Origin of the sequence: Isoptericola sp. NPDC056578, assembly GCF_042793275.1 — a bacterium.
In the GTDB taxonomy this organism is placed as follows: domain Bacteria; phylum Actinomycetota; class Actinomycetes; order Actinomycetales; family Cellulomonadaceae; genus Isoptericola.
The window spans coordinates 42,711-68,503 of sequence record NZ_JBHTVC010000017.1 but is presented as its reverse complement, the minus strand read 5'-3'; the positions used below and the strand labels follow the sequence as shown (position 1 = coordinate 68,503).

Genomic DNA, 25,793 nt, shown 5'->3' with positions numbered 1-25,793 from the left:
GCCCCGGTCGGCGTCAGTCGACGCGGAGCACGCGGAAGCCCTTGGACGACGCCGCACGCTCGACGCCGCGGCCCAGCTCGGCCTCGATCCAGCGGGCCAGCGAGTCGGACCCCAGGTTCTTCTGCACCACGAGCCACGCCTCGCCGTCCGGGGCGAGCCGGGGGAGCCAGGCGCGCAGCAGGTCGTGCAGCACGGCCTTGCCGACCCGGATCGGCGGGTTCGACCAGATCGCGGCGAACCGCACGTCGTCCGGCACGTCCTCGGCGCGCACGGCCCGCACGTTCTCCAGGCCGAGGCGCGCCGCCGTCGAGCGGAGCAGGTCGAGCGCCCGCTCGTTGACGTCCACGGCCCACACGGTGGCGCCCGGGGAGGCGAGGGCCAGGGAGAGGGCGATCGGCCCCCAGCCGCAGCCGAGGTCGAGCAGGTCGCCGGCGGCGGGCGGGGCCGGTGCCTCGCGCAGCAGCACCCGCGTCCCCTTGTCGACGCCGCCGGGGGAGAAGACCCCGGACGCGACGTCCACCTCGAGCTCCCGCCCGGCGAGCTCGACGACGGCGCGACGGCGCTCGGCGGCCGAGGCCGGCTGCGCGGTGAAGTAGTGGTCGGGCTCGTCGCTCACCCGGCGATCCTAGGTCGCCGCCGCCCGACCCGGAGAAACCCGACCCGCGGCGGCACTACCGCGCCGTGCCGTCCGGCACCCCGGCGGCACCGCCGCCCGGTGAAAAACCCTCCGCCGGGACTGTCTCGCGTGGGACCCTTGTTGTATCCCTACGGCGGCCGGACCGCCGACCCCGACCCGAGAGGCACACCTTGACCGACACCCCGACCAACCCCGACACCCCGCAGACCGACGAGACCGCCGGGGCACCCGACGCCGAGACCTCGGCGGACGCGCGTCGCGAGGCCGAGCGCGACGCCCAGGCGATCGCGCAGGACGTCGTCGCCCGGGTGCTCGCACGGGCCGGGACGGCGCGGTCCGAGGGCGCCACGGTGCACACCGCCCACGACGGCGCCCAGCTCGACCTCGAGGAGCGCATCTCGCTGCGCCGCGTCGCCGGGCTCTCCACGGAGCTCGAGGACGTCACCGAGGTCGAGTACCGGCAGCTGCGCCTGGAGCGCGTCGTGCTCGTCGGCCTGTACTCCGGCGGCGAGGCCGCCGCCCGCGACGCGGAGGTCTCCCTGCGCGAGCTCGCCGCGCTCGCCGAGACCGCCGGCTCGCAGGTCCTCGACGGGCTGCTGCAGCGTCGTCAGAAGCCCGACCCGGGCACGTACCTCGGGTCCGGCAAGGCGGCCGAGCTCGCCGACGTCGTCGCGTCCGTCGGCGCCGACACCGTCGTCGCCGACACCGAGCTGGCCCCCTCCCAGCGCCGCGCGCTGGAGGACATCGTCAAGGTCAAGGTCGTCGACCGCACCGCGCTGATCCTCGACATCTTCGCCCAGCACGCGAAGTCGCGGGAGGGCAAGGCCCAGGTCGAGCTCGCGCAGCTCGAGTACCTCCTGCCGCGCCTGCGCGGCTGGGGCGACTCGATGTCCCGCCAGGCCGGCGGCCAGGTGGGCGGCCAGGGCGCCGGCATGGGCTCCCGTGGCCCCGGTGAGACGAAGATCGAGCTGGACCGCCGGCGCATCCGCAACCGGATGGCCAAGCTGCGCCGCGAGATCGCCGCCATGGCGCCCGGGCGCGAGACCAAGCGCCTCGACCGCAAGCGGCACGGCGTGCCGAACGTGGCGATCGCCGGCTACACCAACGCCGGCAAGTCGTCGCTGCTCAACGCGCTCACCGACGCGGGCGTCCTCGTGGAGAACGCCCTGTTCGCGACGCTGGACCCGACCGTGCGCCGGGCCCGCACCGAGGACGGCCGGCCGTACACGTTCACGGACACCGTCGGGTTCGTGCGGCACCTGCCGCACCAGCTCGTCGAGGCGTTCCGGTCCACGCTCGAGGAGGTGGGCGACGCCGCGCTGCTGCTGCACGTGGTCGACGCCTCCCACCCGGACCCCGAGGGCCAGATCGCCGCGGTGCGCGAGGTGCTCGCCGAGATCCCCGGGATCGCGGACGTGCCCGAGGTCGTCGTGCTCAACAAGGCCGACGTCGCCGACCCGGCGGTGGTCGGCCGGGTGCAGCGTCGGGAGCGGCGCAGCGTCGTGGTGTCCGCGCACTCCGGCGAGGGCATGGCCGAGCTGCGCGAGCTGATCGCGGCCGAGCTGCCCCAGCCGCACGTCGAGATCGACCTGGTCGTCCCGTACTCGCGCGGCGACCTCGTGCACCGCGTGCACGAGGCGGGCGGCACGGTCGCCGAGGAGCACCTGGCCGAGGGCACGCGCCTGCGCGGTCGCGTGGACGAGGCGCTCGCGGCCGAGCTCAAGGACGCCGCCGTCGCGGGCTGACGGCCCGCGGCGGGCCGTGCGCCCGCCGCCGGCGAGGCCCGCGGGGCCGGCGGGGGGTGCCGGCCCGGAACGGTCGGCGGGTCACCCTAGGATCGACGGGTGACCTCCGCCGACGCCCCCGACGCCCCGCAGCTCCTCGACCTCGCGGTGGGGGCCCTCGGCGGCGGACGGCGCGAGGGCCAGCGCCGCATGGCCGAGGCGGTGGCGGAGGCCGTCGACGACGGCCGGCACCTCCTGGTGCAGGCCGGCACGGGCACGGGCAAGTCGCTCGCCTACCTCGTCCCGGCCGTGCGGCACGCGGTCGTCGACGGCAGGCGGGTCATCGTCTCCACCGCCACCCTCGCCCTGCAACGACAGGTGGTCACGCGCGACCTGCCGCTGGTCGCCGAGACCGTGGGGCCCAAGCTGCCCCGCCCTCCCAAGGTCGCCCTGCTCAAGGGCTGGCACAACTACCTGTGCAAGCACAAGGTGACCGGCGGCTACCCGGTCGATGGCGCGACGCTCTTCGACCTCCCGGCCGACCCCGGACCCGGCGAGGGAGCAGGCGCCGAGCAGCACCCGGCGCCCTCGAGGCCGCCCGGAGGATCTCGCCAGGGCGGGCGTCGGGACGACGCCGCCACGCTCGCCGACCACGTACGCCGGCTGCACGCGTGGGCCGACGACACCGACACGGGCGACCGGGACGATCTCGTGCCCGGTGTCCCCGACAGGGCCTGGCGCCAGGTGTCCGTCACGGCCCTGGAGTGCCTGGGGCAGCGGTGCCCGCTCCTCGCGGAGTGCTTCCCCGAGCGGGCCCGCGCGGCGGCCCGGGAGGCCGACGTCGTCGTCACCAACCACGCGATGCTGGGGATCGCCGTCTCGGGGAACCCGGGCGTGCTGCCCGAGCACGACGCCGTCGTGGTCGACGAGGCGCACGAGCTCGCCGAGCGCGTGACGGCCGCGGCGACCGTCGACCTGTCGCTGACGGTCGTGGAGCACGCCGCGCGCCTCGCGCGGCGGCACGGCGGCACCGAGACCGAGGCGCTCGACGCCGCCTCGCAGCGACTGGGCAGCCTGCTCGCCACGGCCCCCGCGGAGCGGTTCCCGCTCGGCCTCCCCGACGACCTGCGCGCCGCGGTCGGCGCGGTGCGCGACGCCGCGCGCGAGCTCCTCACCCGGCTCAAGCCCCAGGGCCCGGGCAAGGGGCAGGAGGCGCCGGACGCCGGCACGAAGATGGCGCAGTCGGCCGTCCTGCAGCTCTTCGAGGTCGCGGAGCGGATGGCGGCGGAGGACACGACGGCGGACGTGCTGTGGTGCTCGCGCCCGCCGGAGAACGCGCCCTGGGCGGGCGACGGCGTCACGCGCCTGCACGCGGCGCCGCTGGCGGTGGCGGGGCTGATCCGCACGCACCTGCTGGGCGAGGCCACGGGAGTCTTCACCTCGGCGACGCTCACCCTCGGCGGCACGTTCGACCCGGTGGCGCGGTCGCTGGGCCTCGCCGGCTCGGGCGGGACGGACGAGACGGCCGACTGGACGGGTCTCGACGTCGGCAGCCCGTTCGACTACCCGCGCCAGGGGATCCTCTACGTCGCGCGGCACCTGCCCGCGCCTGGCCGGGAGCCGACGACCGACGCCCAGCTCGACGAGATCGCCGGGCTGATCGAGGCCGCCGGAGGACGGACCCTCGGGCTGTTCTCGTCCCGCCGGGCGGCGCAGGCCGCGGCCGAGGCGATGCGCGAGCGGCTGGACGTCCCCGTGCTGTGCCAGGGCGACGACCAGCTCCCGACCCTCGTGAAGGCGTTCGCCGACGACCCGGCGACCTGCCTGTTCGGCACCCTCTCGTTGTGGCAGGGCGTCGACGTCCCGGGGCCGAGCTGTCAGCTGGTGCTGGTGGACCGGATCCCGTTCCCGCGCCCGGACGACCCGGTGAAGGCGGCGCGGGCGCGGTCCGTGGAGCAGGCGGGCGGCAACGGGTTCATGCAGGTCTCGGCCACGCACGCCGCGCTGCTGCTGGCGCAGGGCGCCGGCCGGCTCGTGCGCACGGGCGACGACCGAGGGGTCGTGGCCGTTCTCGACCCCCGGCTCGCGACCGCACGCTACGGGTCGTTCCTCACCCGATCCATGCCGGACTTCTGGCCGACCACGGACGGCGAGCTCGTCCGCGCTGCGCTCCGGCGTCTCGACACCTAGCGTGGGGCCGTGGACGAGACACGCAGGACGACCAAGCTCGCGATCGTCGGAGCGGGCGCGGTGGGTTCCACCCTCGCGTACGCGGCGCTGGCCCGGGGCGCGGCCCGGTCCGTCGCCCTCCTGGACGTCAACCGCGCGAAGGTGGAGGCCGAGGTCCTCGACCTGCGGCACGGGGGGATGTTCATCCCTCAGGCCGAGATCGACGGCTCGGACGACGTGGAGGTGTGCCGCGGCGCCGACATCGTCGCGGTGACGGCGGGGGCCAAGCAGAAGCCCGGCCAGAGCCGCCTCGACCTGGCCGAGGCGACGGTAGGCCTCACGCGCTCCGTCCTGCCGGGCCTGCTCGAGGTGGCCCCGGACGCGGTGTTCCTCATGGTCACCAACCCGGTCGACGTCGTCACCTACGCGGCGCAGGAGATCAGCGGCCTGCCCCGGGGCCGGGTGTTCGGCAGCGGGACCGTCCTCGACTCGTCCCGGCTGCGCGACGCGCTGGCCCGCCACTGCGGGGTCGCGGTCGGGAACGTGCACGCGAACATCGCGGGCGAGCACGGCGACTCGGAGATCGTGCTGTGGAGCTCGGCCACGATCGCCGGCGTGCCCCTCCTGGACTGGCGGCCCTTCCGGGGTCGCCCGCCGCTCGACGAGCCGGCCCGGCAGCGCATCGCGACCGACGTCGTCGAGTCGGCCTACCGCGTCATCGCCGGCAAGGGGGCGACCAACTACGCGGTCGGCCTGGCGGCGACCCGGATCATCGAGGCGGTGCTCAACGACGAGCACCGCGTGATGAACGTGTCCTCCCGCCTCGACGACTTCTACGGCATCAGCGACGTCTGCCTGTCGGTGCCGTCCCTCGTCGACCGGCGCGGCGTGGGGGAGACCATCGACACCCCGCTGTCGGACGAGGAGGTCGCCGGGCTGCGTGCGTCGGCCGAGAGCATGCGGGCCGTGCAGCGCCGGCTGGGCTTCTAACCGGACCGGACCGGACGCGGGGCGCCGGGCGGGGCCGGGGCGGAGCGCCGTTCAGAGGCTGCGCAGCACCGCCACGACCCGACCGAGCACCTGCGCCTCGTCTCCCGGGATGGGCGAGTAGGCGGCGTTCTGCGGCAGCAGCCAGGTGTGCCCGCCGGCCTGCTTGAAGGTCTTGACCGTCGCCTCGCCGTCGATCATCGCGGCGACGACCTCGCCGTTCTCGGCGACGGGCTGGCTCCGCACGACCACCCAGTCGCCGTCGCAGATCGCGGCGTCGACCATCGAGTCGCCCGCGACCTTGAGCAGGAACAGGTCCCCGTCGCCGACGACCTGCCGGGGGAGCGGGAAGACGTCCTCGACGACCTGCTCCGCGAGGATGGGACCGCCGGCGGCGATCCGGCCGACCAGCGGGACGTACGACGGTGCCTGGGCCGGCTGCGCGTCGGAGGCGGCGAGCGACCCCGCCACGAACCCGGGCGCCGCGTCGGCGTCGGGGACGGCACCGCCGGTCGCGGGCGACTCGAGGTCGACGACCTCGATCGCGCGCGGCCGGTTGGGGTCACGGCGCAGGTAGCCCTTGCGCTCGAGCGTGGTGAGCTGGTGCTTGACCGAGGAGGGGCTCGCCAGCCCGACGGCCTCGCCGATCTCGCGCATGGTCGGGGGGTAGCCGCGCGCCTCGACGGAGCTGCGGATGGTCTCGAGCACGCGACGCTGGCGGGGCGTGAGGCGGTCGGACGAGGGCGAGAGCTCGCTCACCGACGCCAGCACGGTCGTGGTGGTGCCGGCCGGGACCGTCGACGCGGCCGCCTCCCCGGGGGTCTCGTCCTGGGCTGCCCATGACGTCGCCGTCGTCGTGGACGCCGGGGCCTGGTCCCGTCCGCTGGTCATCGCGTTCTCCGTCCTGCAGGGCGCGGCCCGTGGGCGGGCCGATGAAATCCGACAAACCTTCCATCGCGCTGTCGGCCACTCTAAGCCAGTTCCGGCCCGACATCAAACATCTGTTCGATCAGGTCTCGACCGTGTCGCCCCGACGTGGTACACCTAGTACAGCAGTTCGACGTACAGGTGTTCGACGAACGGGTGTTCGACGACGGATGCTCGACGGAGCGGCCGCCCATCGCGGCACCACGTGGACCGGAGGCAGGACGATGCAGAACGTGCGCAGTACCAGCGACGCTCACGGGTTCCTCGGGCTCGGAGGGCTCCGGCTGACCCGCAGGGGACGGGTGGTGGTCGCGGCACTGGTGCTCCTCGTCCTCGTGGGCGCGGGCCTGGTCGGCCAGCGGGCCGTGGCGGAGGCTCCGGGCGCAGGCGTCGAGGTGCGGCTCCAGACGGTGGCGCCCGGCGACACCCTGTGGCAGTACGCGCAGCAGGTGCGGGACACGGGGGACGACCTGCGCGACGTCGTCGCCGAGCTCCGCGACCTCAACGGGCTGACCTCGGCGGAGCTCCAGACCGGGCAGGTGGTCCTGCTCCCGCTGGACTGACGGCATCGCCGCTCCCAGGGATCCTGCTTGCGCGGACGGTCGCCCGCCGCTTACCTTGACGGGCAGCCGGGCGCCGGTCCGGAGCCGAGCGCAGGAGACCAGCGATGCACTGCCCGTTCTGCCGCCATGCGGACTCACGAGTCGTCGACTCGCGCACCTCCGACGACGGCGCGTCCATCCGTCGCCGGCGCCAGTGCCCCGCGTGCCAGCGTCGGTTCACCACGATCGAGACGGCCAGCCTGTCGGTGGCCAAGCGCTCCGGGGTGACCGAGCCGTTCAGCCGGGACAAGGTGGTGGCGGGCGTGCGCAAGGCGTGCCAGGGCCGGCCGGTGAGCTCCGACGACCTCGCCGTCCTCGCGCAGAAGGTCGAGGAGACCCTGCGGGCCTCCGGTCGGCCGGAGATCGAGGCGAACGAGGTCGGTCTCGCGATCCTCGGGCCGCTGCGCGAGCTGGACGAGGTCGCCTACCTGCGCTTCGCCAGCGTGTATCAGTCCTTCGAGTCCCTGGAGGACTTCGAGACCGCGATCACGTCGCTGCGGGCGGAGCACGAGGCGCGCGGGTCGGCGGCCGACGGCGAGCACGCGGCGGCGGGGCGCGCCGCGACGGACTGAGCCGGACGCGCGTCCGGTCCGCGTGAAATGCCCTGGCGTCCGGTAGGCCGCCGGGGCATGCTGGACGGCACCAGGTGCCACGCGGCCCGCCGCGCGAGCACACCCACCCCGACCGACGACGAGGTGACCGTGATGACGGACGACTCGAGGGCGAAGCCCACCGAGGACACGAAGGCGCGCTTCCGGGAGGCGCTGGAGAAGAAGAACGCCGCCAGCCACCCCACCGCCGGCAAGGACGGCAACACCGGCCTGGGGCCGGGTTCGTAGCCCCCGGGGCGGGTGCACACGAGGTCCCCCCGCAAGTCGGGCTGACCAGACGCACGCCCCCAGCTGCCGGACCACCCCCGATGGGGGCCCCCGGATCCCCGGGGCCGCCCTTCGCGCTTCGTCGGCGCGGTCGCCGTGCCGCGTCAGCCTGCCGCGGGACCGGGCGGGAACTCGGGCCGCTCGAACGCGTCGCGGATGCGCAGGCGGATGGTCGAGTCCATGGCCTGCAGCTTGGCCGACGCGCCACGCTGCGTGACGTCCGAGATGTCGGTCACCACGTAGCCGATCTCACCGCGGGTGGCGAGCATCTGCGCCTCGATGTTGGCGCCGTGGTCGGCGAAGACCTGGTTCACGCGGGCGAGGACACCGGGCACGTTGCGGTGCAGCAGCATGATGCGGCCGACTCCCGTGTGCGCGAGCTGGAGGTTCGGGAGGTTCACCGACAGGGTCGTGGACCCGGTCGACATGAAGTCCCGCAGCTTCTTGGACACGAACTCGCCGATCGCCTCCTGGGCCTCCTCCGTCGAGCCTCCGACGTGCGGGGTGAGGATGACGTTCGGCAGCCCGCGCAGCGGCGACGTGAAGCCGTCGCCGCGCTTCTTCGGCTCGGTCGGGAAGACGTCGACGGCCGCGCCGCCGAGGTGGCCGGAGAGGATGTGCTCCCGCAGCGCCTCGACGTCCACGACGAAGCCGCGCGACAGGTTGAGGAAGACCGCACCGGGCTTCATGCCGGCGAACAGGTCCGCCCCGAAGAGGCCGGCGTTCCCCGGCCGACCGTCCACGTGGATCGTCACCGCGTCGGCCTCGGCGAGCAGCTCCTCGATCGTCTCGACGCGGTGCGCGTTGCCGAGGGCGAGCTTCTCGGCGGTGTCGTAGAAGACGACCCGCATGCCGAGGTTCTCGGCGAGCACCGACAGCTGGGAGCCGATGTTGCCGTAGCCGATGATGCCCAGCGTCCGGCCTCGCACCTCGTGCGAGCCCTCCGCCGTCTTGTCCCAGACGCCGTCGTGCAGCGCCTTGTCGCGCACCGTGAGGCGGCGCGTCAGGGCGATGATCTCCGAGATCGCGAGCTCGACGACGGAGCGCGTGTTCGAGTACGGCGCGTTGAACACGGCGACGCCGTGGGCCGCGGCTGCGTCGAGGTCGATCTGGTTGGTGCCGATGGAGAAGGTGCCGACGGCCTGCAGGCCGGGGACGCTCTGGAGGACCTTGCGGGTCACGGTGGTCTTGGACCGGATGCCGAGGATCTGGAAGTCCTGGAGGGACTCGATCAGCTCGGACTCGTCGAGCGCGCCGGGGCGCGTGACGACCTCGATACCCGCATCACGAAGATTCTGGGCAGCGACGGGGTGGACGTTCTCGAGAAGGAGGGCTCGCAGCACGAGGCCCATGGTGCGCCGTGCGGGCCCGCGCCCACAAACGCGTCTCACCGTTGCGGCGTCACGTCCGGTGTCACGCGGCGGCGAGCTCCACGATGCCGGTGGGCAGGGCGCGCTCGTGCACGACGACGAGGCGCTGGGTGGGGCGGGTCATCGCGACGTACAGGTCCGACGCCCCGCCGGGCCCCTCGGTCACGGCCGCCGGCTCGACGAGCACGACGGCGTCGAACTCCAGCCCCTTGGCCGCGCGCGGGTCGAGCACGCTCACCTGGGCGTCCTCCGGTCGCTGGGCGAGCAGTCGCGCCCCCTCGTCCGCCCCGAGCGCGTCCGGCAGGACGGACTCGACGGCGACCCGGAGCGCCTCGACCTGGTCGGCGGCGGCCACCACGGCCACGCGGCCCGCGCCGTCGGCCCCGACGAAGCTGGCCGCGAGGGAGGCGACCTGGTCCACGACCTCCTGCACCAGCACCGGGCGCGCCGGTCCCGACGGGGTGACGGGGGTGAGCTCCAGCGCGTCGTCGACCTGGCGGGCGGCGGTGAGCGGCGAGACGGGGAGCGCGGCCTCGGCGGCCATCCGCTGCGCGGCGTCCGCGACCGCGGCCGGGGTGCGGTAGGAGACGGTCAGCTCCTCGAGCCGCCAGGAGTCGCCGAGCACCGGGTCGAGCGCGCGGGCCCACGACCGGGCGCCGGCGGGCGACGACGTCTGCGCGACGTCGCCGACGATCGTCATCGAGCGCGTGGGCACGCGGCGCACCAGCATCCGCCACGCCATGGGCGACAGCTCCTGCGCCTCGTCGACGACCACGTGGCCGTACGTCCAGGTGCGGTCCTCCGCGGCGCGCTCCGCCGTCGTCAGCCGCGGCCCCGTGGACTCGAACCGGGAGGCCAGCGTCTCGGCGTCCACCAGCCCGCCGCCCGCGCCGGTGGACTCGAGCACGGACCGGGCGTACTCCAGCTCCGCGGCGCGCTCGGCGGCGCGTGCCCGGGCCTCCGCGCGGGCGATCGAGCCGTCCTCGCCGAGCAGCTCGGCGGCCTCGTCGAGCAGGGGCACGTCGGCCTCGGTCCAGGGCGCGTCCGGGTCGCGACGCAGCGCCGCTCGCTCGCTCGCGGACAGCTCGGGGGCGGCCTCCGCCAGCCGGTGCGGCTTGGCGAAGAGGTCGGCGAGCAGCTTCTCCGGGCTGATCGGGAACCAGGCCAGGTTGAGCGCGACCCGCACGTCCCGGTGGGAGCGCAGGTCCTCGGTGACCATCGCGACGTCCTCGGGAGCGAGCTCGGTGTCGGCCGCGGCGCGGTACTGGTCCACGAGGCGGGCGAGCATGTCGCGGACGAAGGCGGCGCGGGCCTCGTTGTGGGGCTTGTGCGTGCGACGGGCGCGGCCGATCGCGTCGCGCACGTCCCGGCGGCGCACGACGAGGTCGTACCCCTCGAGACGGAAGCGGACGTCCCGCTCCGGGACGCGCTCGCGGGCGCGCACGGCGCGGCGCACGACGTCCCGCCACAGCAGGCGGCCCTTGATCGCGGTGGCCGCGGGGGTGTCCGCCACGTCCGCCCGGATCCCGGGAAGCAGCTCGCCCACCGTGGTCGCGACGACCCCCGTCTCGCCCAGCGAGGGCAGCACCTGGTCGATGTACCGCAGAAAGGCGCGGCTCGGCCCCACGAGCAGGACGCCGCTGCGCTCGAGCACGCGCCGGTGCGCGTACAGGAGGTAGGCGGCGCGGTGCAGGGCGACGGCGGTCTTGCCGGTGCCGGGTCCCCCCTGCACGACGAGCGCGCCGGCGAGGTCGGCGCGGATGATCCGGTCCTGCTCCGACTGGATCGTCGCGACGATGTCGGTCATGCGGCCCGTGCGGCGCGCGGCCAGCGAGGCGAGGAGGGCTCCCTCGCCGGACAGGGTCGACGCGGCGAGGGAGCCGTCGGCGCCCTCGGCCCCGTCCGCCAGGGCGTCGAGGTCGAGCACCTCGTCCTCGAGCCCGGTGACCGTGCGTCCCGTCGTCACCAGGTGCCGACGACGGCGGACGCCGGCCGGGTGGAGGGCCGTGGCCCGGTAGAACGGCGTCGCGGCGGGTGCCCTCCAGTCCGTGAGCAGAGACCGGTGCTCGGCGTCCGCGAGACCGAGGCGCCCCACGTACCGGGTGTCGCCGTCGTCGAGGTCGAGGCGACCGAACGCGAGCCGGTCCTCGACGGCGTCCAGCTGCGCCACCCGGTCCTCGTAGAGGGTGGCGAAGGCGTCCCGCTCGCTCCGGTTCTGCGGCGACCCCGACGGTCCTGAGCGCCGGACCTCCGCGAGCCGGTCGCGCGTCGCGCGTCGCAGCTCGTCCAGTCGGGCGTAGAGGCCGTCGACGACCCCCTGCTCGCGTGCCAGCTCGTCCTGCCTGCCTGCCACGCATCCTCCCAGCGTCCTTCGGGCCGCGCTCTCACGACGGCGCGGTCCCGGCGGCGGACCATCATTGCAGATGCCGGGAGCACCCGGGGGCACCGTCCGGCGCCGGGCGGCGACGCGCCGGGCTCCCGGCACCTGCCCGGAGCGGGGGGCCGGGGCTAGGATCAGGCCCATGAGCAGCGGCGACGTCCTGCGAGCCGGGTCCGACGGACCCGCCGAGGACGCGGCCGCCACCGTTCTTCTCGTGGAGGACGACGACGGGGACGCGCTGCTCGTCACGGAGCTGCTCGAGGACGCCGAGGTCACGGTCGTGCTGCGTCGGGCCCGGTCCGTGGCGGAGGCGGTGGACGCCCTCTCACGGCCCGGCGGGACCCCGGGGGTCGACTGCGTCCTGCTCGACCTCGGGCTGCCGGACGCCGTCGGGCTGACGGCGGTGTCGCGGCTGCGCGAGGTCGCCGAGCGCGTGCACGACGTCCCCGCGCTCGTGGTGCTCACGGGCCTGACCGGCGGCGACCAGGGGCTGCAGGCGGTGGCCGCGGGGGCCGACGACTACCTCGTCAAGGGCGAGACGGACTCCGGGCTGCTCGGCCGGTCGCTGCGCTACGCGCTCCAGCGGCGCCGGTCCGCGGCCCAGCAGCGCGCGCTGTACCGCAGCGCGGTGCGGGCGGAGGAGACCGCGCGGCTCGAGCGCGCCCTGCTGCCCAAGCCTCTCGTGGGCGACGAGCGCATCTCCGTGATGGTCGGCTACCTGCCGGGCGGCGGGGGCCTGCTCGGAGGCGACTTCTTCGACACCGTGGAACGGCCCGACGGCTCCGTGCTGTCCGTCGTGGGCGACGTCGCCGGCCACGGCCCCGACGAGGCGGCGCTCGGGGCGACCCTGCGCACCGCCTGGCGCACCCTCGTCCTCACCGGGACGCCGCCCGAGCACGTCCTCGAGCACCTGGAGCGCGTGCTGCTGACCGAGCGGGCCCGGCCGGAGGTCTTCGTCACGCTGTGCCAGGTGGTGGTCGCCCCGGACCGTTCCGGGATCGACCTCTACCTGGCGGGCCACCTGCCGCCGCTGCTCATCACCGGGCCGGTGGGAGACCTGCGCTGCGAGCTGCTGCCGCCCACCGGCAGGGGCCGGGCGCTTGGCGTCCCCGTCGACGGCGGGTGGGAACCGCGGCGGATCGGCCTCGACGGGCCGTTCGCCCTCATGCTCTACACCGACGGGCTCGTGGAGGCGGAGGTGCGCCTCGGTGCACCCGGCCCCGACCCGACGAGCGGCCGGCCGGCAGGCACGGTGATCGACCCGGAGCTGGACGGGCTCGGCCGGGACGCCCTCGGTCTCGCCGAGCTGCACGGGGAACGGCCCGCGCGCGTGGGCCCGCTGCGGGCGCGGGTGCCCCGGCTCGGGCAGTCCGGGCTGCACGACCTGGTGCGCGAGGACCTCGAGCGGCACGGCATCGTCGGCGTGGTCGAGCGGGTGCTGCGCAACGTGCGCGCGCTGCACGGCGGCCCGCTCACCGACGACGCGGCGCTGCTCGTCGTCGGGTGGACCGGGCACGACACGCCGTACCTGGGGGAGCGGTCCTCGACCCTCGCTGATTCGGCCGAGTGGGCGCGCCCGTGAGGCGCGAACGCCCGCTGCACGACGTCGTCCTGCGGCTGCTGCTCATCGTCGGCGCGGTGCTGCTGCTCGCGCTCGCCGTCGCGCTCGTCGCGATCCAGCGCTCGCTGGTGCTGCTGCGGGTGGGCGCGGGCGACGAGGCCATGGACGCGGCCCACGCGTGGAACCTCACCCTGCTGGTCGTGGTGATCGTGCTCGTGCTGCTCGTGGTCGTCATGGGTCTGTTCATGTGGCGCGCCCTGCAGCGCGGCGTGACCCGTCCCCTGGCACGGCTCGCCGACTCGGTGCGCGCCGCCAGCACGGGCGAGCACGAGCACGAGATCCAGGTGGAGGGCACCGGCGAGGTCGCGGCGCTCGCGGCCGACGTCGAGCACATGCGCCGCGAGCTGGTGCAGCAGGTGGCGGAGGTGCGCGCGTCGCACGCCGAGACCGAGCGCACCCACGCCCAGCTCGCGGAGCAGGCGCGCGAGCTGGCCCGCTCCAACCAGGAGCTGGAGCGCTCGAACCGCGACCTCGAGCAGTTCGCCTACGTGGCCTCGCACGACCTGCAGGAGCCGCTGCGCAAGGTGGCGAGCTTCACCCAGCTGCTCCAGAAGCGCTACGGCGAGCAGCTGGACGAGCGGGCCGACCAGTACATCGCCTTCGCCGTCGACGGCGCGCGCCGCATGCAGCGGCTCATCCAGGACCTGCTGAGCTTCTCGCGGGTCGGGCGCTCGGGCAGCGAGCCCGAGGACGTCGACCTCGAGCGGGCGCTCGAGCAGGTGCGGCACGACCAGGAGGGCCGGATCCTCGAGGCGGGTGCGGAGATCACGCACGACCCGCTGCCGGTCGTGCGCGGGGAGAAGGCGCTGCTGACGATGCTGCTGGCGAACGTCGTGGGCAACGCCGTGAAGTTCCGGGACCCCGAGCGCCCGCCGCGCGTGCACCTGTCGGCGCGGCGGGTCACGGGGCCGGAGCCCGGCTGGGAGCTGTCCTGCACCGACAACGGGATCGGCATCGACCCCCAGTACGCCGAGCGCGTCTTCGTCATCTTCCAGCGGCTGCACCCCAAGGACGTCTACTCGGGCACCGGCATCGGGCTCTCGCTGGTCAAGCGCGTGGTCGAGCACCACGGCGGGCGCGTCTGGCTGGAGCCCGCGCCGAGCGGCGGGACGTCGGTGCGATGGACCCTGCCGGACCGCGACGAGGCGTCGGACGGCATCGTCGGTTAGGCTCGGTAGACGTCGCTGACCTGCGACGATGCTGCAGACGGAACGGCAGGGGCGCGCCCCGACCGGGCGTTCGACGACGAGGGAGCGGGCATGACGGACCAGCAGACGGGGATCGAGGTCCTGCTCGTCGAGGACGACCCGGGCGACGTGCTCATGACCCGCGAGGCGTTCGAGGAGCACAAGGTCGCCAACCGGTTGTCCGTGGTGGCGGACGGCGTGAGCGCGATGGCCTTCCTGCGCAAGGAGGGCGAGCACGCCCAGGCGCCGACGCCGGACCTCATCCTGCTGGACCTCAACCTGCCGCGCATGGACGGCCGCGAGGTGCTCGCGGCGGTCAAGGCCGACGAGCGGCTGAAGCACATCCCCGTCGTCGTGCTCACGACGTCCGAGGCGGAGGAGGACGTGCTGCGGTCCTACTCGCTGCACGCGAACGCCTACGTGACGAAGCCCGTGGACTTCGACCGGTTCATCCAGGTGGTCCGACAGATCGACGACTTCTTCGTCACCGTGGTGCGGCTGCCGCACCACTGATCGGGGCCGGCGGGGCGCGGGAAGGATCCGGGGCGCGGCACGGTTGTCACTCCTGCGGGCGCGAGCCCGCCGGCACGAGCCGGAGAACCGAGGAGGAGACCCTTGCTGGACCCGCAGAGCATCTACGAGGTCGACGAGGCCGCCGTTGCGCGCGTCCTGCCCCACCAGGGGCCCGACGCGGCGCCGACCGGTACCGGACCCGTGCTGCTGCACGCGCTCGACGGTTTCGTCGACGCGGGCTCCGCGGGGGAGATCGCCGTGGAGCACGTCACCGAGGAGCTGACGACCACGCGCCTGGTGACCTTCGACGTCGACCAGCTCCTCGACTACCGCTCGAAGCGGGTCGGGATGACGTTCGACGCCGACCGGTGGTCCGCCTACGACGAGCCCTACCTCGCGATCGACCACGTCGCCGACCGCGAGGGCACCGGCTTCCTGCTGCTGCACGGCTCGGAGCCCGACCTGCAGTGGGAGCGGGTCGTGGCGGCCGTGAAGGGACTGGCCGAGCGCTTCGAGGTCTCCCTGACGGTCGGCTTCCACGGGATCCCCATGGGGGTGCCGCACACGCGGCCGCTGTCGCTCACGGCGCACGGCACGCGTCCGGGCCTGGTCGAGGACTACACGTCGTTCTTCGGCACCGTGCGGGTGCCCGGCTCGCTCGCCGCGCTCCTGGAGTACCGCCTCGGCGAGGCGGGGCACGACGCGATCGGCTTCACCGTGCACGTGCCGCACTACCTCGCGCAGTCGCGCTACGCGCCGGCGGCGGTCGTCGCGCTGCGGCACGTGGAGCGCGCCACGGGCCTGGACCTCGCGACGGGCCTGCTCGCGGAGGCCGCGGCGGACGCGACGATCGAGGTCGAGAAGCAGGTGGGGGAGTCGGGCGAGGTCAAGGCCGTCGTCAAGGCGCTCGAGGAGCAGTACGACGCCTTCACGAGGTCGGTGGGGCGGCCGAGCCTCCTCGCCGAGCAGGCCCCCCTGCCCACGGCCGACGAGCTCGGCGCCGAGTTCGAGCGCTTCCTGGCCCAGCAGGACGACGACTGACCCGGACGCCCCCGGGTGCCGCTCGTCCGCGGTGCGCACTCCGCCCGTCCCGAATGGCCGATGCGCGGCTTCCGCGGCTTATCCGTGGCACGTCGGTGTGGTCCGTGCCACACTGACCGCGTTGCAGAGGCGCTCCTTCGCACGAACCGGCGGTGCGGCCTGCAGCGACGGGTGGCCGCCCGGCCCGCTCGTGCCCGTTGTGACGGAAGGTCGAAGGATCAGCATGGCGCAAGGTTCTGTGAAGTGGTTCAACTCGGAGAAGGGCTTCGGCTTCATCGCGCAGGACGACGGCGGCGCCGACGTCTTCGTGCACTACTCCGCGATCCAGACGCAGGGATACCGCACCCTCGACGAGGCCCAGCGGGTCGAGTTCGAGATCACCCAGGGCCCCAAGGGGCCGCAGGCGGAGCAGGTCGTGCCGCTCTGAGCACCCGGCTCGCCTGACGACGGCCGCGTCCCCGGGAGGGGCGCGGCCGTCGTCGTGCCGGGCGCGACCGGTGCTCGCCCTGTCGCCCGAACAGTGCTCGACCGGCGGACGTCAGGCCCCGGCGAACCTCGTGAGCTCGTCACCGACGAGGAGGCGGGTCGGGACGGGCAGGCTGCGCAGCCGTCGCGCGAGGCCGGCGTCGTGCAGGTCCACCTCGTCCGTGGGCGAGGTCTCCGCGTCGTCGGGCACGGCCCGCACCGCGACGAGCACCACGTTGCCGTACCGCCGGCCCTTGAGGACGGCGTGCTCCGCGACGACCCCGAGCCGGCCGTCGGCAGCCGCTCCCGGTCCGAACGCGACGGCGAGCGTGGCGGTCTCCCGGCGCGCGAGCGACAACGGCGGGCGGTCCGCGCAGTTCGCGAGCAGGACGCCGCCGGGGCGCAGCACCCGGTGCGCGGCCGCGGCGAACGCGTCGTCGGCCAGGTGGTCGGGCGTGCGGTCGCCCGCGAAGACGTCGCGCACGACGACGTCGAACGAGCCCGGCGCCAGCGACGCGAGGGCGTGGCCGGCGTCGTCGGCCCGCAGCCGGAGCCGGGGCGAGCGCGGCAGCGCGAACCAGGATCGCACGAGCTCGAGGAGGCGGGCGTCGACGTCGACGCCCAGCTGGCGCGAGTCCGGTCGCTCGTGCTCGACGTGCCGCGCGAGGGCGCACCCCGCCGCCCCGAGGTGCAGCACCCGCAGCGGGCCGTCGGGCAGCCCCGCCAGCACGGCGGCCATCTGCTGCATGTACTCGAAGGCGAGGAAGCCGGGGTCGGCCAGGTCGAGGGCGGAGCTCGGCACGCCGTTGACGTGCAGCGTCACGCGGTCGGGGTGGTCCGGGTCGCGCTCGACGCGTGCCGTGCCGGTGTCGATCGGCACCTCCTCGTCGGGGAGTGTCGGTGCGTCGGAGGATGCTGGGTGGCGTCGACCGGACCGGCGCTCGGGGCGCGATCCACCTCGGGAGGAGCGGGACATGCGACCAGTCTCCCCGCTCCGGAGGGTGGGGAGGGCCCGGGCCGGCGGTTGACAGGTTCGAACAGGTGTTCGACACTGGACGGGCGCGGGGAACCGCGGAGCACGGGAGGTGCAGGATGTCGGCTCGCACGAGATCTGCCGGTGCGACGGGCGGTCGTGGTCAGGCCGGCCGAGCAGGTCATGGCGGCGCGGGCGCGGCGCTGCCCCCGAGCCCCGAGGTGACCCGGCTGCTCGACCGCTCCGACGCGGAGCTCGCGGCGGCCGCGACGGCGACGGACTCGGCCGAGCGCTTCGTGCACGCCCACCTGGCGGCGCTGCGGGCGGCCGCCGCCGTCGTCGCGCTGCGCGGCCGCCCGTCGGCCCGGAGCCGGGCGCGTTCGGTCTGGGACATGCTGGCCCTCGTGGAGCCCGACCTCGCCGCGTGGTCGGGCTACTTCGCCTCCGGGGCCCGTGTCCGGGCGGCGGTCGAGGCGGGGCTCGAGCCCGACGTCGACGCCCGGCGGGCGGCCGAGCTCGTGGCGTGCGCGGAGGACTTCCGGGACGAGGTCGGCCTCCTGGTCGACCCGGGCGCCGGGTTCGCGCGACCGCTCGCCCTCACGCCGGCGGCGTCGTGAGCCGCGGCCCACGGGCAGCGGAGGCGTTCCGGGACTGGGGCAGCGACGAGTCCGGCACCTCCGTGCTGCACGTCGACATGGACGCCTTCTTCGCGTCCTGCGAGCTCGCCCGCCGCCCCGAGCTGCGCGGTCGTCCCGTCATCGTCGGGGGGCGGGAACGGGGCGTGGTGCTCGCGGCGACCTACGAGGCCCGGGCCTTCGGGGTGCGCTCCGCGATGTCGATGGCCGCGGGGCTGCGCCTGTGCCCGCAGGCCGTCGTGGTGCCGCCCGACCACACGCTGTACCACGAGGTGTCCGAGTCGGTGATGGCGATCCTTGCCACGATCACCCCGTTGGTCGAGCGCGTCTCGGTCGACGAGGCCTTCCTGGACGTGAGCGGGGCCCGGCGCCGGCTGGGCGCGCCCACGGCGATCGGGGCGCGGCTGCGCGAGCAGGTCCGGGCCGAGCACGGGATCACCTGCTCCGTCGGGGTCGCGCGCAACAAGTTCGTGGCCAAGCTGGCGTCCACCCACGCGAAGCCGGACGGGATGATGCTCGTGCCGGCGGACGCGACCGTGCCCTTCCTGCGGACTCTGCCGGTCGGTGCGCTCTGGGGGGTGGGTGAGAAGACGGAGGCCGCCCTGGCGCGCTGGGGCATCACGACCGTCGCCCAGCTCGCGGACACCGACGTGCCGACGCTGCAGGCGGCGGTCGGGTCGGTCTCCGGGGCGCACCTGCACGACCTCGCGTGGGGGCGCGACCCGAGGCCGGTCGTCCCGGGGCACGAGGAGCGCAGCGTCGGGGCCGAGACGACGTTCGAGCGTGACCTGTGGGACCTCCGCGCGGTGGAGCAGCGTGTCCTCGAGCTCGCGGACCGGGTCGCGGCCCGGCTGCGGCACCAGGGCGTGGTCGCGCGGACGGTGTCGATCAAGGTCCGCACCAGCGACTTCCGGACCCTGACCCGGTCCCGCACCCTCGACGGCCCCACGGACGTGGCGCGCGCGATCTTCCTGGTCGCGCGCGAGCTGCTGGGTGCGGCGGACCTCCGCGGTCTGCCCGTGCGCCTGGTCGGCGTCCGCGGTGAGAACCTGCAGGTCAGGTCCGGTCTCGCCGAGCAGGTGACCCTCGACGAGGCCGTGGATCCGCGTCAGGAGGCGCGTCGGGAGGCCGAGCTGGCGCTGGACGCCGTACGCGAGCGGTTCGGGCGATCCGCGATCAGCCTCGGTGCGGCGCCGGGCCGTCGCCGAGGTTCACCCCCGCCGACTACCATGCCGGGCGGCTCAGGCATATCCTGAGGGCGTTACCGTTCCACCGCGAGACCCGGGGGGACTCGATGCCACTGTCCGAGTACGAGCAGCGAGTGCTGGAGCAGATGGAGCGCGCGCTGAGCAGCGACGATCCCCGTCTGGCCAACACCCTGCAGCAGGCGCGCCGCCGGTCGCCCCTGCGCTATGTCCTGGCCGGCGTAGGAGTCGTCGCAGGGTTGCTGCTGCTCGTGGTCGGTGCCGCGACGTCGCAGGCCTGGGTCGGAGTCGCCGGCTTCGTGCTGATGTTCGCCGGGGTGGCGTACGCGTTCGCCGCTCCCCGCAAGAAGGGCCCGACGGGAGTCGTCCGGCCGGACGGGACGATCGACCCCCAGACCAACCCCGATCGCTCGCGCCCCGGGCAGACGGCGACCCGTCCCAGCACGGCCGCCAAGAAGGAGGGGTTCCTCGCGAGGCTGGAGGAGCGCTGGGAGCGCCGACGGGACCAGGGCCGCTGAGGTCCGGAGCGTCACGCTCGACCGAGCCCGCCCCGCTCTTCGCGAGCGGGGCGGGCTCGTGCGTTCACACCGTGGGCCACCCGCGCGACACGCCCCGCCCGCGACCCGCACGCGCCCCCGACGCGGCCGCAGCGGTCAGCGCGTCGACAGGGTCTCGCCGAGCCCGGAGGTCACCGCCGTCGCGAGCCGTTCGAGCTCGTCGGGCTCGGGTGGCACGGACTCTCTCGCGTACCGGCTCGCCTCGGCCGCCCGCGCGAGCGCGCCGAGGTCCTCGCGCACCTCGGGGCTGAGCTCGCGGCCGGTCCGGGTGGTCACGGCGGACGCGATGGCGTCCGGGGCACGGCGCAGCGTCGTGGCGGGCGGCAGCCGGACGCCCTCGGCGGCGAGTGCGGCGAGCACCTGCTGCCAGGCGAGCTCGGGGTCGAGCTCCAGCGAGGCGCGCCGCCGCCTGGCCAGGAGCAGCACGAGGCCGCCCACCAGGACGACGACGAGGCTGCCTGCCGTGATCCACACCCATCCGGGGAGGCCGGTGTCGACGACGGGCGTGACCGCGGCGGCGGCCGAGGCCGAGGGCGTCGCCTCGTCGTCGGTCGAGGTGCTCCCCGCCGAGGGCTGCCGCTCGCGGAGGTCGTTCGACGTGGGCACCGCGGCCGGGTCGCCCTGGACGCGCGGCATCGTGTACGCGGGCGGGCTCCCGGTCTGCTGGGCGGGCGTCGGCTCGAAACGCACCCACCCCGTGCCGGGGAAGTAGATCTCCGGCCAGGCGTGCGAGTCCTGGCCCGTGATCTGCCAGGTGGTCTCGCCGGTGCGGTCGCCGGGCAGGTACCCGACCGCCAGGCGCGCGGGGATGCCGAGCGACCGCGCCATGACCACCATGGTCGTCGCGAACTGGATGCAGTAGCCCGTGCGGTGCTGCAGGAAGTCCCAGACCGGGTCTCCCGTGCCGCCGCGGGGGATGGTCGTCGAGTAGGTGAAGCGGGTGGGGTCGCGCAACCAGCGCTGGAGGGCGACCGCCTGGTCGTAGGCGGTGTCGGCCTCGCCCACGGCTTCGCGCGCGGCGGCCTCGACGTCTCCCGCGTGCGCCGTGTCGGGGACCTGGGTGTAGACCTCGTCGAGGTCGGCCGCGGGTGCCTCCCGGAGGGCGGCGGGGTCGAGGTCCCGCTCGTGCACGGTGAGGGTGTAGGAGTCGCCCGCCGCCGTCAGCCCACCGACCACCTCGTCCCGGGCGGGGTCGTAGCCCCACCCGCCGCCGTCCGTGGCCACCTGGCGAGGGTCGATGCTGATGGGCAGCTTGTCGTCGCGGAGCTCGCCGACGTCGAGGGCGACGCTGCGGACGTCGCCGCCCGACGGCGGGTCGTCGGGCCACAGGACGTCGCGTTCGGCGAACTCGCGGCCGCCGCGCTCGTCGCCGCGCTGCCACCGGCGCCCGTCGAAGGCCGTGGCGGTGTAGCTGCGCAGCGGACCGACGTCCGCCTCGGAGCCGGTGTCGTAGGACAGCACGACGGAGCGGGACCGTTCGGTCAGGCTCCGCAGGATGTCGAGGTCCTCGGCGAGGCGGATGGTGTCGCCCGTGGTCGTGAAGGTGCGGTACCAGCCCGCGGGACCGCCGGGGAGCGCGGCGGACGCGGTTCCGACGAGGCCGGCGACGACGGCGAGGACGACGGCACCGGCGGTCGTCGCGACGGCGCGGGACCGCTCGGCGCGCCGCACCGGCGCGGGCGTGCGCTCGGCCCGTCTCGTCCGCGCGACCAGGGGACCGTCGAGGGTGAGGAGCAGCAGCAGGGCCGTGACGGTCACGACGAACACGCCCCACGGCACTCGTCCCGTGAGCACGAGCGGCGGGGCCCAGAGGGCGAGGAGCGGCAGGCCGACCGCCGCGGGGCGGCGCAGCGCGCCCGCCAGCGCGTCGGCGAGCAGGAGCACGAGCAGCGTGCCGCCGACGGTGAGCAGCCCCATGGGGACGCTCCCCGTCACGGGGGCGACCTCCGACCGGGCGATCTCACCGGCCTCGCCGAGCCGGGCCACGACGCGTGACACGTGCTCCGGGGTGACCAGGAAGGTGGGATCGGCGGTGGGGCCGCCGTACCGCGCGAGGACGAACCAGGCGGCCACGACGCCGCCCAGCACGCTGGGCCATGCGGAGCCCGACTCCTTGGTGCGCAGCCCCCGGGCGCGGGCCCGTCGCTCGATCACCACCCGGGAGGTGACCGTCGTCGCGCTGACGAGGACGATGCCGAGGAGGGCCGCGCGCGTCCAGCCGCCCGGGAGCACGATGCTCGCGAGCGAGAGCATCGACGCGGCGACCGCCACGGCGACCAGGACCCCGGAGGCGACGGTGCGGGCCGTCGGGCCCGCGTGGGCGGGGATCATGCCGCCCCCTCGGCGAGGAGCGCCCAGGCGCGGTCGGGCGCCGTGCCCGGGGGGCAGGTGGCCACGCGCCAGCCGGCGGCGCGCAGCGCGCCGACCGTGACTCCCGCCGTGCCTCCCGCCGTGCCACCCGCCGGCGTCGGACCCGCGCCCGGGGCGTCGGCCGGCGCCACGACGAGCGCCCAGCAGATGCCCTCGACGCCGAGCTCGGCCATCTCGCGCAGCGCGGTCTCCGCCTGGGGGCCCAGCACGGCGACGACGATCTCCTCCTGCGAGCGCGAGGCGCGCAGGGCGCGGACCGTCTGCAGGACGGCGCGCTCGGCGTCGGCGGACCCGCGGTGCCCGCGCAGGTCGACGGTCCCGTCCAGGATCGTCGCGCGGCCGGTGCGTGCGCCAGCCGCGAAGGGCACGGGCGCGGGGCCGGAACCGGTGGGCACCAGCCGCGCGGGGTGGCCCGCGTCGAGGAACGAGGTGGCGACCGAGGCGGCCAGCTCGACGGCGAGCTCGCCCTCCGCGTGCGTGCGGGAGCCGCGGGCGGACGGCCAGACGCCGGTGCGCGGGTCGACGGGCGGCGGCAGCAGCGACCGGTCGAACAGCACGGTCACGGGCCGCACGCCGGCGCTCTCGTCCGCCCGGACCATGAGCCGGCCCTGGCGCGCCGAGCCCGCCCAGTGCACCCGGCGAGGGTCGTCGCCGGAGACGTACTCGCGCAGGACGGAGTCGTCCGTGGACGCCAGCCGTGCGCCGGTGGCCGCCCGCTCGACGTCGCCGAGCACCCGCGTGCGCGTGGGCAGCCCGACGGTGCGGGGCCACACGGCGACCCGGGTCGGGGCGCCGAGCGGCTGCGTCGTGCGGACCAGCCCGAAGACGTCGGTGCGCGTGGTGAGCAGGGGGCCGAGGGCCCAACGGCCCCGGCGGGACGGGGTGAGCGCGTAGGAGACCGCGATGCGGTCCGCGTGCGCCGTCACCCGGGCGCGGATGCCGTGCGGCCCCGCCAGCTCGTGCGCGGCCTGCTCCGACAGCCGCAGCCGGGCCAGCCGCTCGTAGGCCGCGCCCGTGCGCGCGCGGGCTCCGACGACCAGGCGCACCGCTGCGGTCTGGTCCCGCACGACGGGGTTCGGCGTGAGCTCGCGCGTGACCACGAGCGCCCCGCGACCGGCGTCGAGGCGTTGCACCCCCATCAGCACCCAGGAGAGGAGGACGGCCAGCACGGCCGCGGCGCCGAGGCCCACGACGTCGGGCAGGTCGAGCAGGGTGCCGACGGTCGCGAGCACCAGGCCCGCGACGAGCAGGGCCAGACCGCGGCGGGTGGGCCGGACGCGGACGACCCGTCGCAGCGCCGGGTGCCGGGTGTCGTGCGGGCCGGCCTTCCCGGCCCTGCGCTCGGTGGTGGCCGGGACCGCGCCGGGCTCGTCGTCGCCGGACATGGTCGGTCCTACCGGCCGCGTTCGCGGGAGGGCCGCGCGAACGACCCCGCGGGCGGGGCGACCGCGACGCGGACGCCGGGCACGGCGGTGCGCTGCACGATCTCCTCGATGACGTCCTCGGGCGTCACGCCGCCGAGCCGCGCCTCCGTGCTGAGGATGAGGCGGTGGGCCAGGACCGCGACGGCGAGGGACTGCACGTCGTCGGGCAGCACGTGCTCGCGGCCCGCCATGGCGGCCGCGGCCTTGGCGGCGCGCAGCAGCTGGAGCGAGGCCCGCGGCGACGCGCCGAGCCGGACCCCCTCGTGCTGCCGCGTCGCGCCCACGAGGTCGAGCACGTACTGCTTGACGGGTCCCGCGGCGTAGACGGCGCGTACCGCACGGGCGTACCGCACCATGTCGGCGCCGGTGGTGACGGGGGACAGGTGGTCCAGGGGATCGGCGGACTCCTGGCGGTCGAGCATCTGCAGCTCGGCGTCCGTGTCCGGGTAGCCGACGGTGAGCCGGGCCATGAACCGGTCGCGCTGCGCCTCGGGCAGCGGGTACGTGCCCTCCATCTCCACCGGGTTCTGCGTCGCGACGACGAGGAACGGCCGCGGCAGCGTGTGCGTGGTGCCGTCGATCGTCGTCTGGCCCTCCTCCATGCACTCGAGGAGCGCGGACTGCGTCTTGGGCGAGGCGCGGTTGATCTCGTCGCCGATCACCACGTTGTTGAACACCGGTCCGGGCCGGAACTCGAAGTCGTGCGTGGCCGTGCGGAAGATGTTCACGCCGGTGAGGTCGCTCGGGAGCAGGTCGGGGGTGAACTGGATGCGGCCCACGCGGCAGTCGATGCTGCGGGCGAGGGCCTTCGCGAGCGTCGTCTTGCCGACGCCGGGGACGTCCTCGATCAGGAGGTGACCCTCGGCGAGCAGGACGGCGACGGTCACCTCGGCGAGGCCGGGCCGGCCCGAGACCACGGAGTCGACCGCCTCCCGCACCCGCGTGGTGGCGGCGACGAGCTCGTCGAGATCCCTGGCCAGGGCGTCGAGGTCGGCCCCCGTCGAGGGGGTGGCGCCGTCCCTGCGGTCCTCCGTCTCCGTGCGTGCGCCGGCGAGCGTGGGGGAGACGGGTTCTGGGTGCACGGGTGACCTCCGGTTCACGTGCTCGTGACGGTTCTCGCAGCCTAGTGGAATCGGGGCCGGACGTGACGACGATCACCCGCTCCACCTCCCTCCACGACGCCCCCCGCGGGCGGTGGGCGCGTGCCCGCGGCGCCTGCCTGACCCGGAGGTGCGCCTCGTGCGACACGCGTCGGAGGGCTCCTGCTCCACCGCCCTCCACCGGTGCCCCGTTCCCGCCCGACGCCCTGACCTGCGGCGATGTGTGGGGACTGTGGGGGGAGGGGTGAGATGGGGAGAACTGCCCATCGTTGGCCGCGCCCGGTGGAGGAAAGTGGAGTAGCGTGGAGGCTGCGGGAGCGCGAGGGGAGGTGCGAGCCGTGGCAGGTCTGGAGGACACGTTTCCGGGAGCCGGGCTGCTGCTCGGCACCTACACCCCCAAGCTCGACGAGAAGGGCCGGCTCATCCTCCCCGCGAAGTTCCGTGCCCGACTCGCTCCCGGCCTCGTCATGACGAGGGGACAGGAGCGCTGCCTCTTCCTCCTCCCGATGGACGAGTTCGGCCGCATGTACGAGCAGGTGCGGCAGGCCCCCGTGACCAGCCGACAGGCGCGCGACTACCTGCGCGTGTTCCTGTCGGGTGCCAGCGACGAGCTGCCGGACAAGCAGGGGCGGGTCGTCATCCCGGCCGCCCTGCGCGCGTACGCCGGCCTCGACCGGGACGTCGCCGTGATCGGCGCCGGCACCCGCGTGGAGGTCTGGGACCGCACCACCTGGGAGACCTACCTGGCCGAGCAGGAGTCGTCGTACTCCGAGACGTCCGAGCAGATCTTCCCGGACCTGCAGTTCTGAACCAGCGGCACCGACGGACGACCAGCACCGATGGACGACCGGCACCACCCACAACCGCACAGCAGACGAGCAGCAGCAGGGCCCCGCACGACGAGGCCTCCTCCCGCGAGGGTCTGGCGCACTTCCCCGGCGCCAGAACGGCGCGGAGGGAGACCTGGCCGGGCGGGGCCCCGCCGACCACGTGGACCGAGCACGTGGACCGAGCACGTGGACCGAGCA

General features: G+C 75.1%; 23 protein-coding genes. 15 read left to right on the top strand and 8 right to left on the bottom strand.

Annotated features, from left to right (window positions below; genetic code table 11):
• Window positions 1–13: 13 nt before the first annotated feature.
• On the bottom strand, window positions 14–616 hold the full coding sequence (locus tag ACFQ80_RS09215) for a class I SAM-dependent methyltransferase (protein WP_430563432.1): 603 nt from the start codon (window positions 614–616) through the stop codon (window positions 14–16).
• 191 nt (window positions 617–807) lie between these two features.
• On the opposite strand from ACFQ80_RS09215, the gene hflX reads away from it, so the two are divergent.
• The 3 genes from hflX (at window position 808) to ACFQ80_RS09200 (ending at window position 5,520) form a co-directional block, all read left to right on the top strand.
• Window positions 808–2,382 carry a GTPase HflX gene (hflX, locus tag ACFQ80_RS09210; RefSeq protein WP_430552580.1) on the top strand — a complete coding sequence of 525 codons (1,575 nt, stop codon included), beginning with the start codon at window positions 808–810 and terminating at the stop codon, window positions 2,380–2,382.
• Between the two features lie 99 nt (window positions 2,383–2,481).
• A complete protein-coding gene (locus tag ACFQ80_RS09205; protein WP_430563431.1) occupies window positions 2,482–4,551 on the top strand; it encodes an ATP-dependent DNA helicase in 2,070 nt (689 codons plus the stop codon).
• 9 nt (window positions 4,552–4,560) lie between these two features.
• Entirely contained in the window at window positions 4,561–5,520 is a 960-nt protein-coding gene (locus ACFQ80_RS09200; RefSeq protein WP_430563430.1) for an L-lactate dehydrogenase, read from the top strand.
• Between the two features lie 51 nt (window positions 5,521–5,571).
• Here ACFQ80_RS09200 and lexA read toward each other — a convergent pair whose 3' ends face one another.
• The gene (gene lexA / locus ACFQ80_RS09195; protein ID WP_430563429.1) at window positions 5,572–6,408 is read right to left on the bottom strand and encodes a transcriptional repressor LexA; all 837 of its coding nucleotides are present in this window, start codon (window positions 6,406–6,408) and stop codon (window positions 5,572–5,574) included.
• A 269-nt stretch (window positions 6,409–6,677) separates the two neighbouring features.
• Here lexA and ACFQ80_RS09190 point away from each other — a divergent pair, with 269 nt between their 5' ends.
• The 3 genes from ACFQ80_RS09190 (at window position 6,678) to ACFQ80_RS09180 (ending at window position 7,885) form a co-directional block, all read left to right on the top strand.
• Window positions 6,678–7,007, top strand: coding sequence for a LysM peptidoglycan-binding domain-containing protein (locus tag ACFQ80_RS09190; protein WP_430552576.1), 330 nt, complete (start codon window positions 6,678–6,680; stop codon window positions 7,005–7,007).
• A 104-nt stretch (window positions 7,008–7,111) separates the two neighbouring features.
• The gene (gene nrdR / locus ACFQ80_RS09185) at window positions 7,112–7,618 is read left to right on the top strand and encodes a transcriptional regulator NrdR (RefSeq protein WP_430563428.1); all 507 of its coding nucleotides are present in this window, start codon (window positions 7,112–7,114) and stop codon (window positions 7,616–7,618) included.
• Between the two features lie 132 nt (window positions 7,619–7,750).
• Window positions 7,751–7,885: a DUF5302 domain-containing protein gene (locus ACFQ80_RS09180; RefSeq protein WP_430563427.1), complete on the top strand. Its 135-nt coding sequence runs from the start codon at window positions 7,751–7,753 to the stop codon at window positions 7,883–7,885.
• Between the two features lie 143 nt (window positions 7,886–8,028).
• Here ACFQ80_RS09180 and serA read toward each other — a convergent pair whose 3' ends face one another.
• Window positions 8,029–9,267 carry a phosphoglycerate dehydrogenase gene (serA, locus tag ACFQ80_RS09175; protein ID WP_430563426.1) on the bottom strand — a complete coding sequence of 413 codons (1,239 nt, stop codon included), beginning with the start codon at window positions 9,265–9,267 and terminating at the stop codon, window positions 8,029–8,031.
• A 70-nt stretch (window positions 9,268–9,337) separates the two neighbouring features.
• A complete protein-coding gene (locus ACFQ80_RS09170) occupies window positions 9,338–11,647 on the bottom strand; it encodes a HelD family protein (RefSeq protein WP_430563425.1) in 2,310 nt (769 codons plus the stop codon).
• 169 nt (window positions 11,648–11,816) lie between these two features.
• On the opposite strand from ACFQ80_RS09170, the gene ACFQ80_RS09165 reads away from it, so the two are divergent.
• The 5 genes from ACFQ80_RS09165 to ACFQ80_RS09145 all read left to right on the top strand — a co-directional run bounded on the left by ACFQ80_RS09165 (window position 11,817) and on the right by ACFQ80_RS09145 (window position 16,463).
• On the top strand, window positions 11,817–13,256 hold the full coding sequence (locus ACFQ80_RS09165) for a PP2C family protein-serine/threonine phosphatase (protein WP_430552300.1): 1,440 nt from the start codon (window positions 11,817–11,819) through the stop codon (window positions 13,254–13,256).
• On the top strand, window positions 13,253–14,464 hold the full coding sequence (locus ACFQ80_RS09160) for an ATP-binding protein (RefSeq protein WP_430563424.1): 1,212 nt from the start codon (window positions 13,253–13,255) through the stop codon (window positions 14,462–14,464). The genes ACFQ80_RS09165 and ACFQ80_RS09160 overlap by 4 nt, the downstream gene beginning before the upstream one ends.
• A gap of 90 nt (window positions 14,465–14,554) precedes the next feature.
• The gene (locus tag ACFQ80_RS09155) at window positions 14,555–14,995 is read left to right on the top strand and encodes a response regulator (protein ID WP_430552298.1); all 441 of its coding nucleotides are present in this window, start codon (window positions 14,555–14,557) and stop codon (window positions 14,993–14,995) included.
• A 102-nt stretch (window positions 14,996–15,097) separates the two neighbouring features.
• Window positions 15,098–16,036 (top strand): proteasome assembly chaperone family protein, encoded by a 939-nt coding sequence (locus ACFQ80_RS09150; RefSeq protein ID WP_430552297.1) that lies wholly within the window; start codon window positions 15,098–15,100, stop codon window positions 16,034–16,036.
• 223 nt (window positions 16,037–16,259) lie between these two features.
• Window positions 16,260–16,463, top strand: coding sequence for a cold-shock protein (locus ACFQ80_RS09145; protein ID WP_430552296.1), 204 nt, complete (start codon window positions 16,260–16,262; stop codon window positions 16,461–16,463).
• A 111-nt stretch (window positions 16,464–16,574) separates the two neighbouring features.
• On the opposite strand, the gene ACFQ80_RS09140 is transcribed toward ACFQ80_RS09145, so the two are convergent.
• Complete coding sequence (locus tag ACFQ80_RS09140) at window positions 16,575–17,381, bottom strand: spermidine synthase (protein ID WP_430563423.1); 807 nt, start codon at window positions 17,379–17,381, stop codon at window positions 16,575–16,577.
• Window positions 17,382–17,695: 314 nt separating this feature from the next.
• Between ACFQ80_RS09140 and ACFQ80_RS09135 the strand changes: the two genes are divergently transcribed.
• Genes ACFQ80_RS09135 through ACFQ80_RS09125 form a run of 3 tightly spaced genes read left to right on the top strand, consistent with a single transcriptional unit; the run spans window position 17,696 to window position 19,832 of the window.
• Window positions 17,696–18,091, top strand: coding sequence for an SAV_6107 family HEPN domain-containing protein (locus ACFQ80_RS09135; RefSeq protein WP_430563422.1), 396 nt, complete (start codon window positions 17,696–17,698; stop codon window positions 18,089–18,091).
• On the top strand, window positions 18,088–19,365 hold the full coding sequence (locus ACFQ80_RS09130; protein WP_430563421.1) for a DNA polymerase IV: 1,278 nt from the start codon (window positions 18,088–18,090) through the stop codon (window positions 19,363–19,365). Before ACFQ80_RS09135 ends, ACFQ80_RS09130 begins: the two co-directional genes overlap by 4 nt.
• Before the next feature lie 38 nt (window positions 19,366–19,403).
• Window positions 19,404–19,832: a DUF3040 domain-containing protein gene (locus ACFQ80_RS09125; protein ID WP_430552292.1), complete on the top strand. Its 429-nt coding sequence runs from the start codon at window positions 19,404–19,406 to the stop codon at window positions 19,830–19,832.
• Between the two features lie 135 nt (window positions 19,833–19,967).
• Here the strand turns inward: ACFQ80_RS09125 and ACFQ80_RS09120 are convergent, their stop codons facing one another.
• From ACFQ80_RS09120 to ACFQ80_RS09110, 3 genes are read right to left on the bottom strand one after another with little or no spacing between them, the layout of a single operon-like run.
• A complete protein-coding gene (locus ACFQ80_RS09120; RefSeq protein WP_430563420.1) occupies window positions 19,968–22,202 on the bottom strand; it encodes a transglutaminaseTgpA domain-containing protein in 2,235 nt (744 codons plus the stop codon).
• Complete coding sequence (locus ACFQ80_RS09115; protein WP_430563419.1) at window positions 22,199–23,626, bottom strand: DUF58 domain-containing protein; 1,428 nt, start codon at window positions 23,624–23,626, stop codon at window positions 22,199–22,201. The genes ACFQ80_RS09120 and ACFQ80_RS09115 overlap by 4 nt, the downstream gene beginning before the upstream one ends.
• Before the next feature lie 8 nt (window positions 23,627–23,634).
• Window positions 23,635–24,747: an AAA family ATPase gene (locus ACFQ80_RS09110; RefSeq protein ID WP_430552289.1), complete on the bottom strand. Its 1,113-nt coding sequence runs from the start codon at window positions 24,745–24,747 to the stop codon at window positions 23,635–23,637.
• Between the two features lie 392 nt (window positions 24,748–25,139).
• On the opposite strand from ACFQ80_RS09110, the gene mraZ reads away from it, so the two are divergent.
• Entirely contained in the window at window positions 25,140–25,574 is a 435-nt protein-coding gene (gene mraZ, locus ACFQ80_RS09105; protein ID WP_429762671.1) for a division/cell wall cluster transcriptional repressor MraZ, read from the top strand.
• Window positions 25,575–25,793 lie beyond the last annotated feature (219 nt).

Coding starts and splice junctions, on each gene's coding strand:
- ACFQ80_RS09155 (WP_430552298.1), top strand. CDS start 14,555: ATGACGGACCAGCAGACGGGGATCGAGGTCCTGCTCGTCGAGGACGAC.
- ACFQ80_RS09180 (WP_430563427.1), top strand. CDS start 7,751: ATGACGGACGACTCGAGGGCGAAGCCCACCGAGGACACGAAGGCGCGC.
- ACFQ80_RS09165 (WP_430552300.1), top strand. CDS start 11,817: ATGAGCAGCGGCGACGTCCTGCGAGCCGGGTCCGACGGACCCGCCGAG.
- ACFQ80_RS09125 (WP_430552292.1), top strand. CDS start 19,404: ATGCCACTGTCCGAGTACGAGCAGCGAGTGCTGGAGCAGATGGAGCGC.
- nrdR (WP_430563428.1), top strand. CDS start 7,112: ATGCACTGCCCGTTCTGCCGCCATGCGGACTCACGAGTCGTCGACTCG.
- ACFQ80_RS09120 (WP_430563420.1), bottom strand. CDS start 22,202: ATGATCCCCGCCCACGCGGGCCCGACGGCCCGCACCGTCGCCTCCGGG.
- ACFQ80_RS09145 (WP_430552296.1), top strand. CDS start 16,260: ATGGCGCAAGGTTCTGTGAAGTGGTTCAACTCGGAGAAGGGCTTCGGC.
- lexA (WP_430563429.1), bottom strand. CDS start 6,408: ATGACCAGCGGACGGGACCAGGCCCCGGCGTCCACGACGACGGCGACG.
- ACFQ80_RS09115 (WP_430563419.1), bottom strand. CDS start 23,626: ATGTCCGGCGACGACGAGCCCGGCGCGGTCCCGGCCACCACCGAGCGC.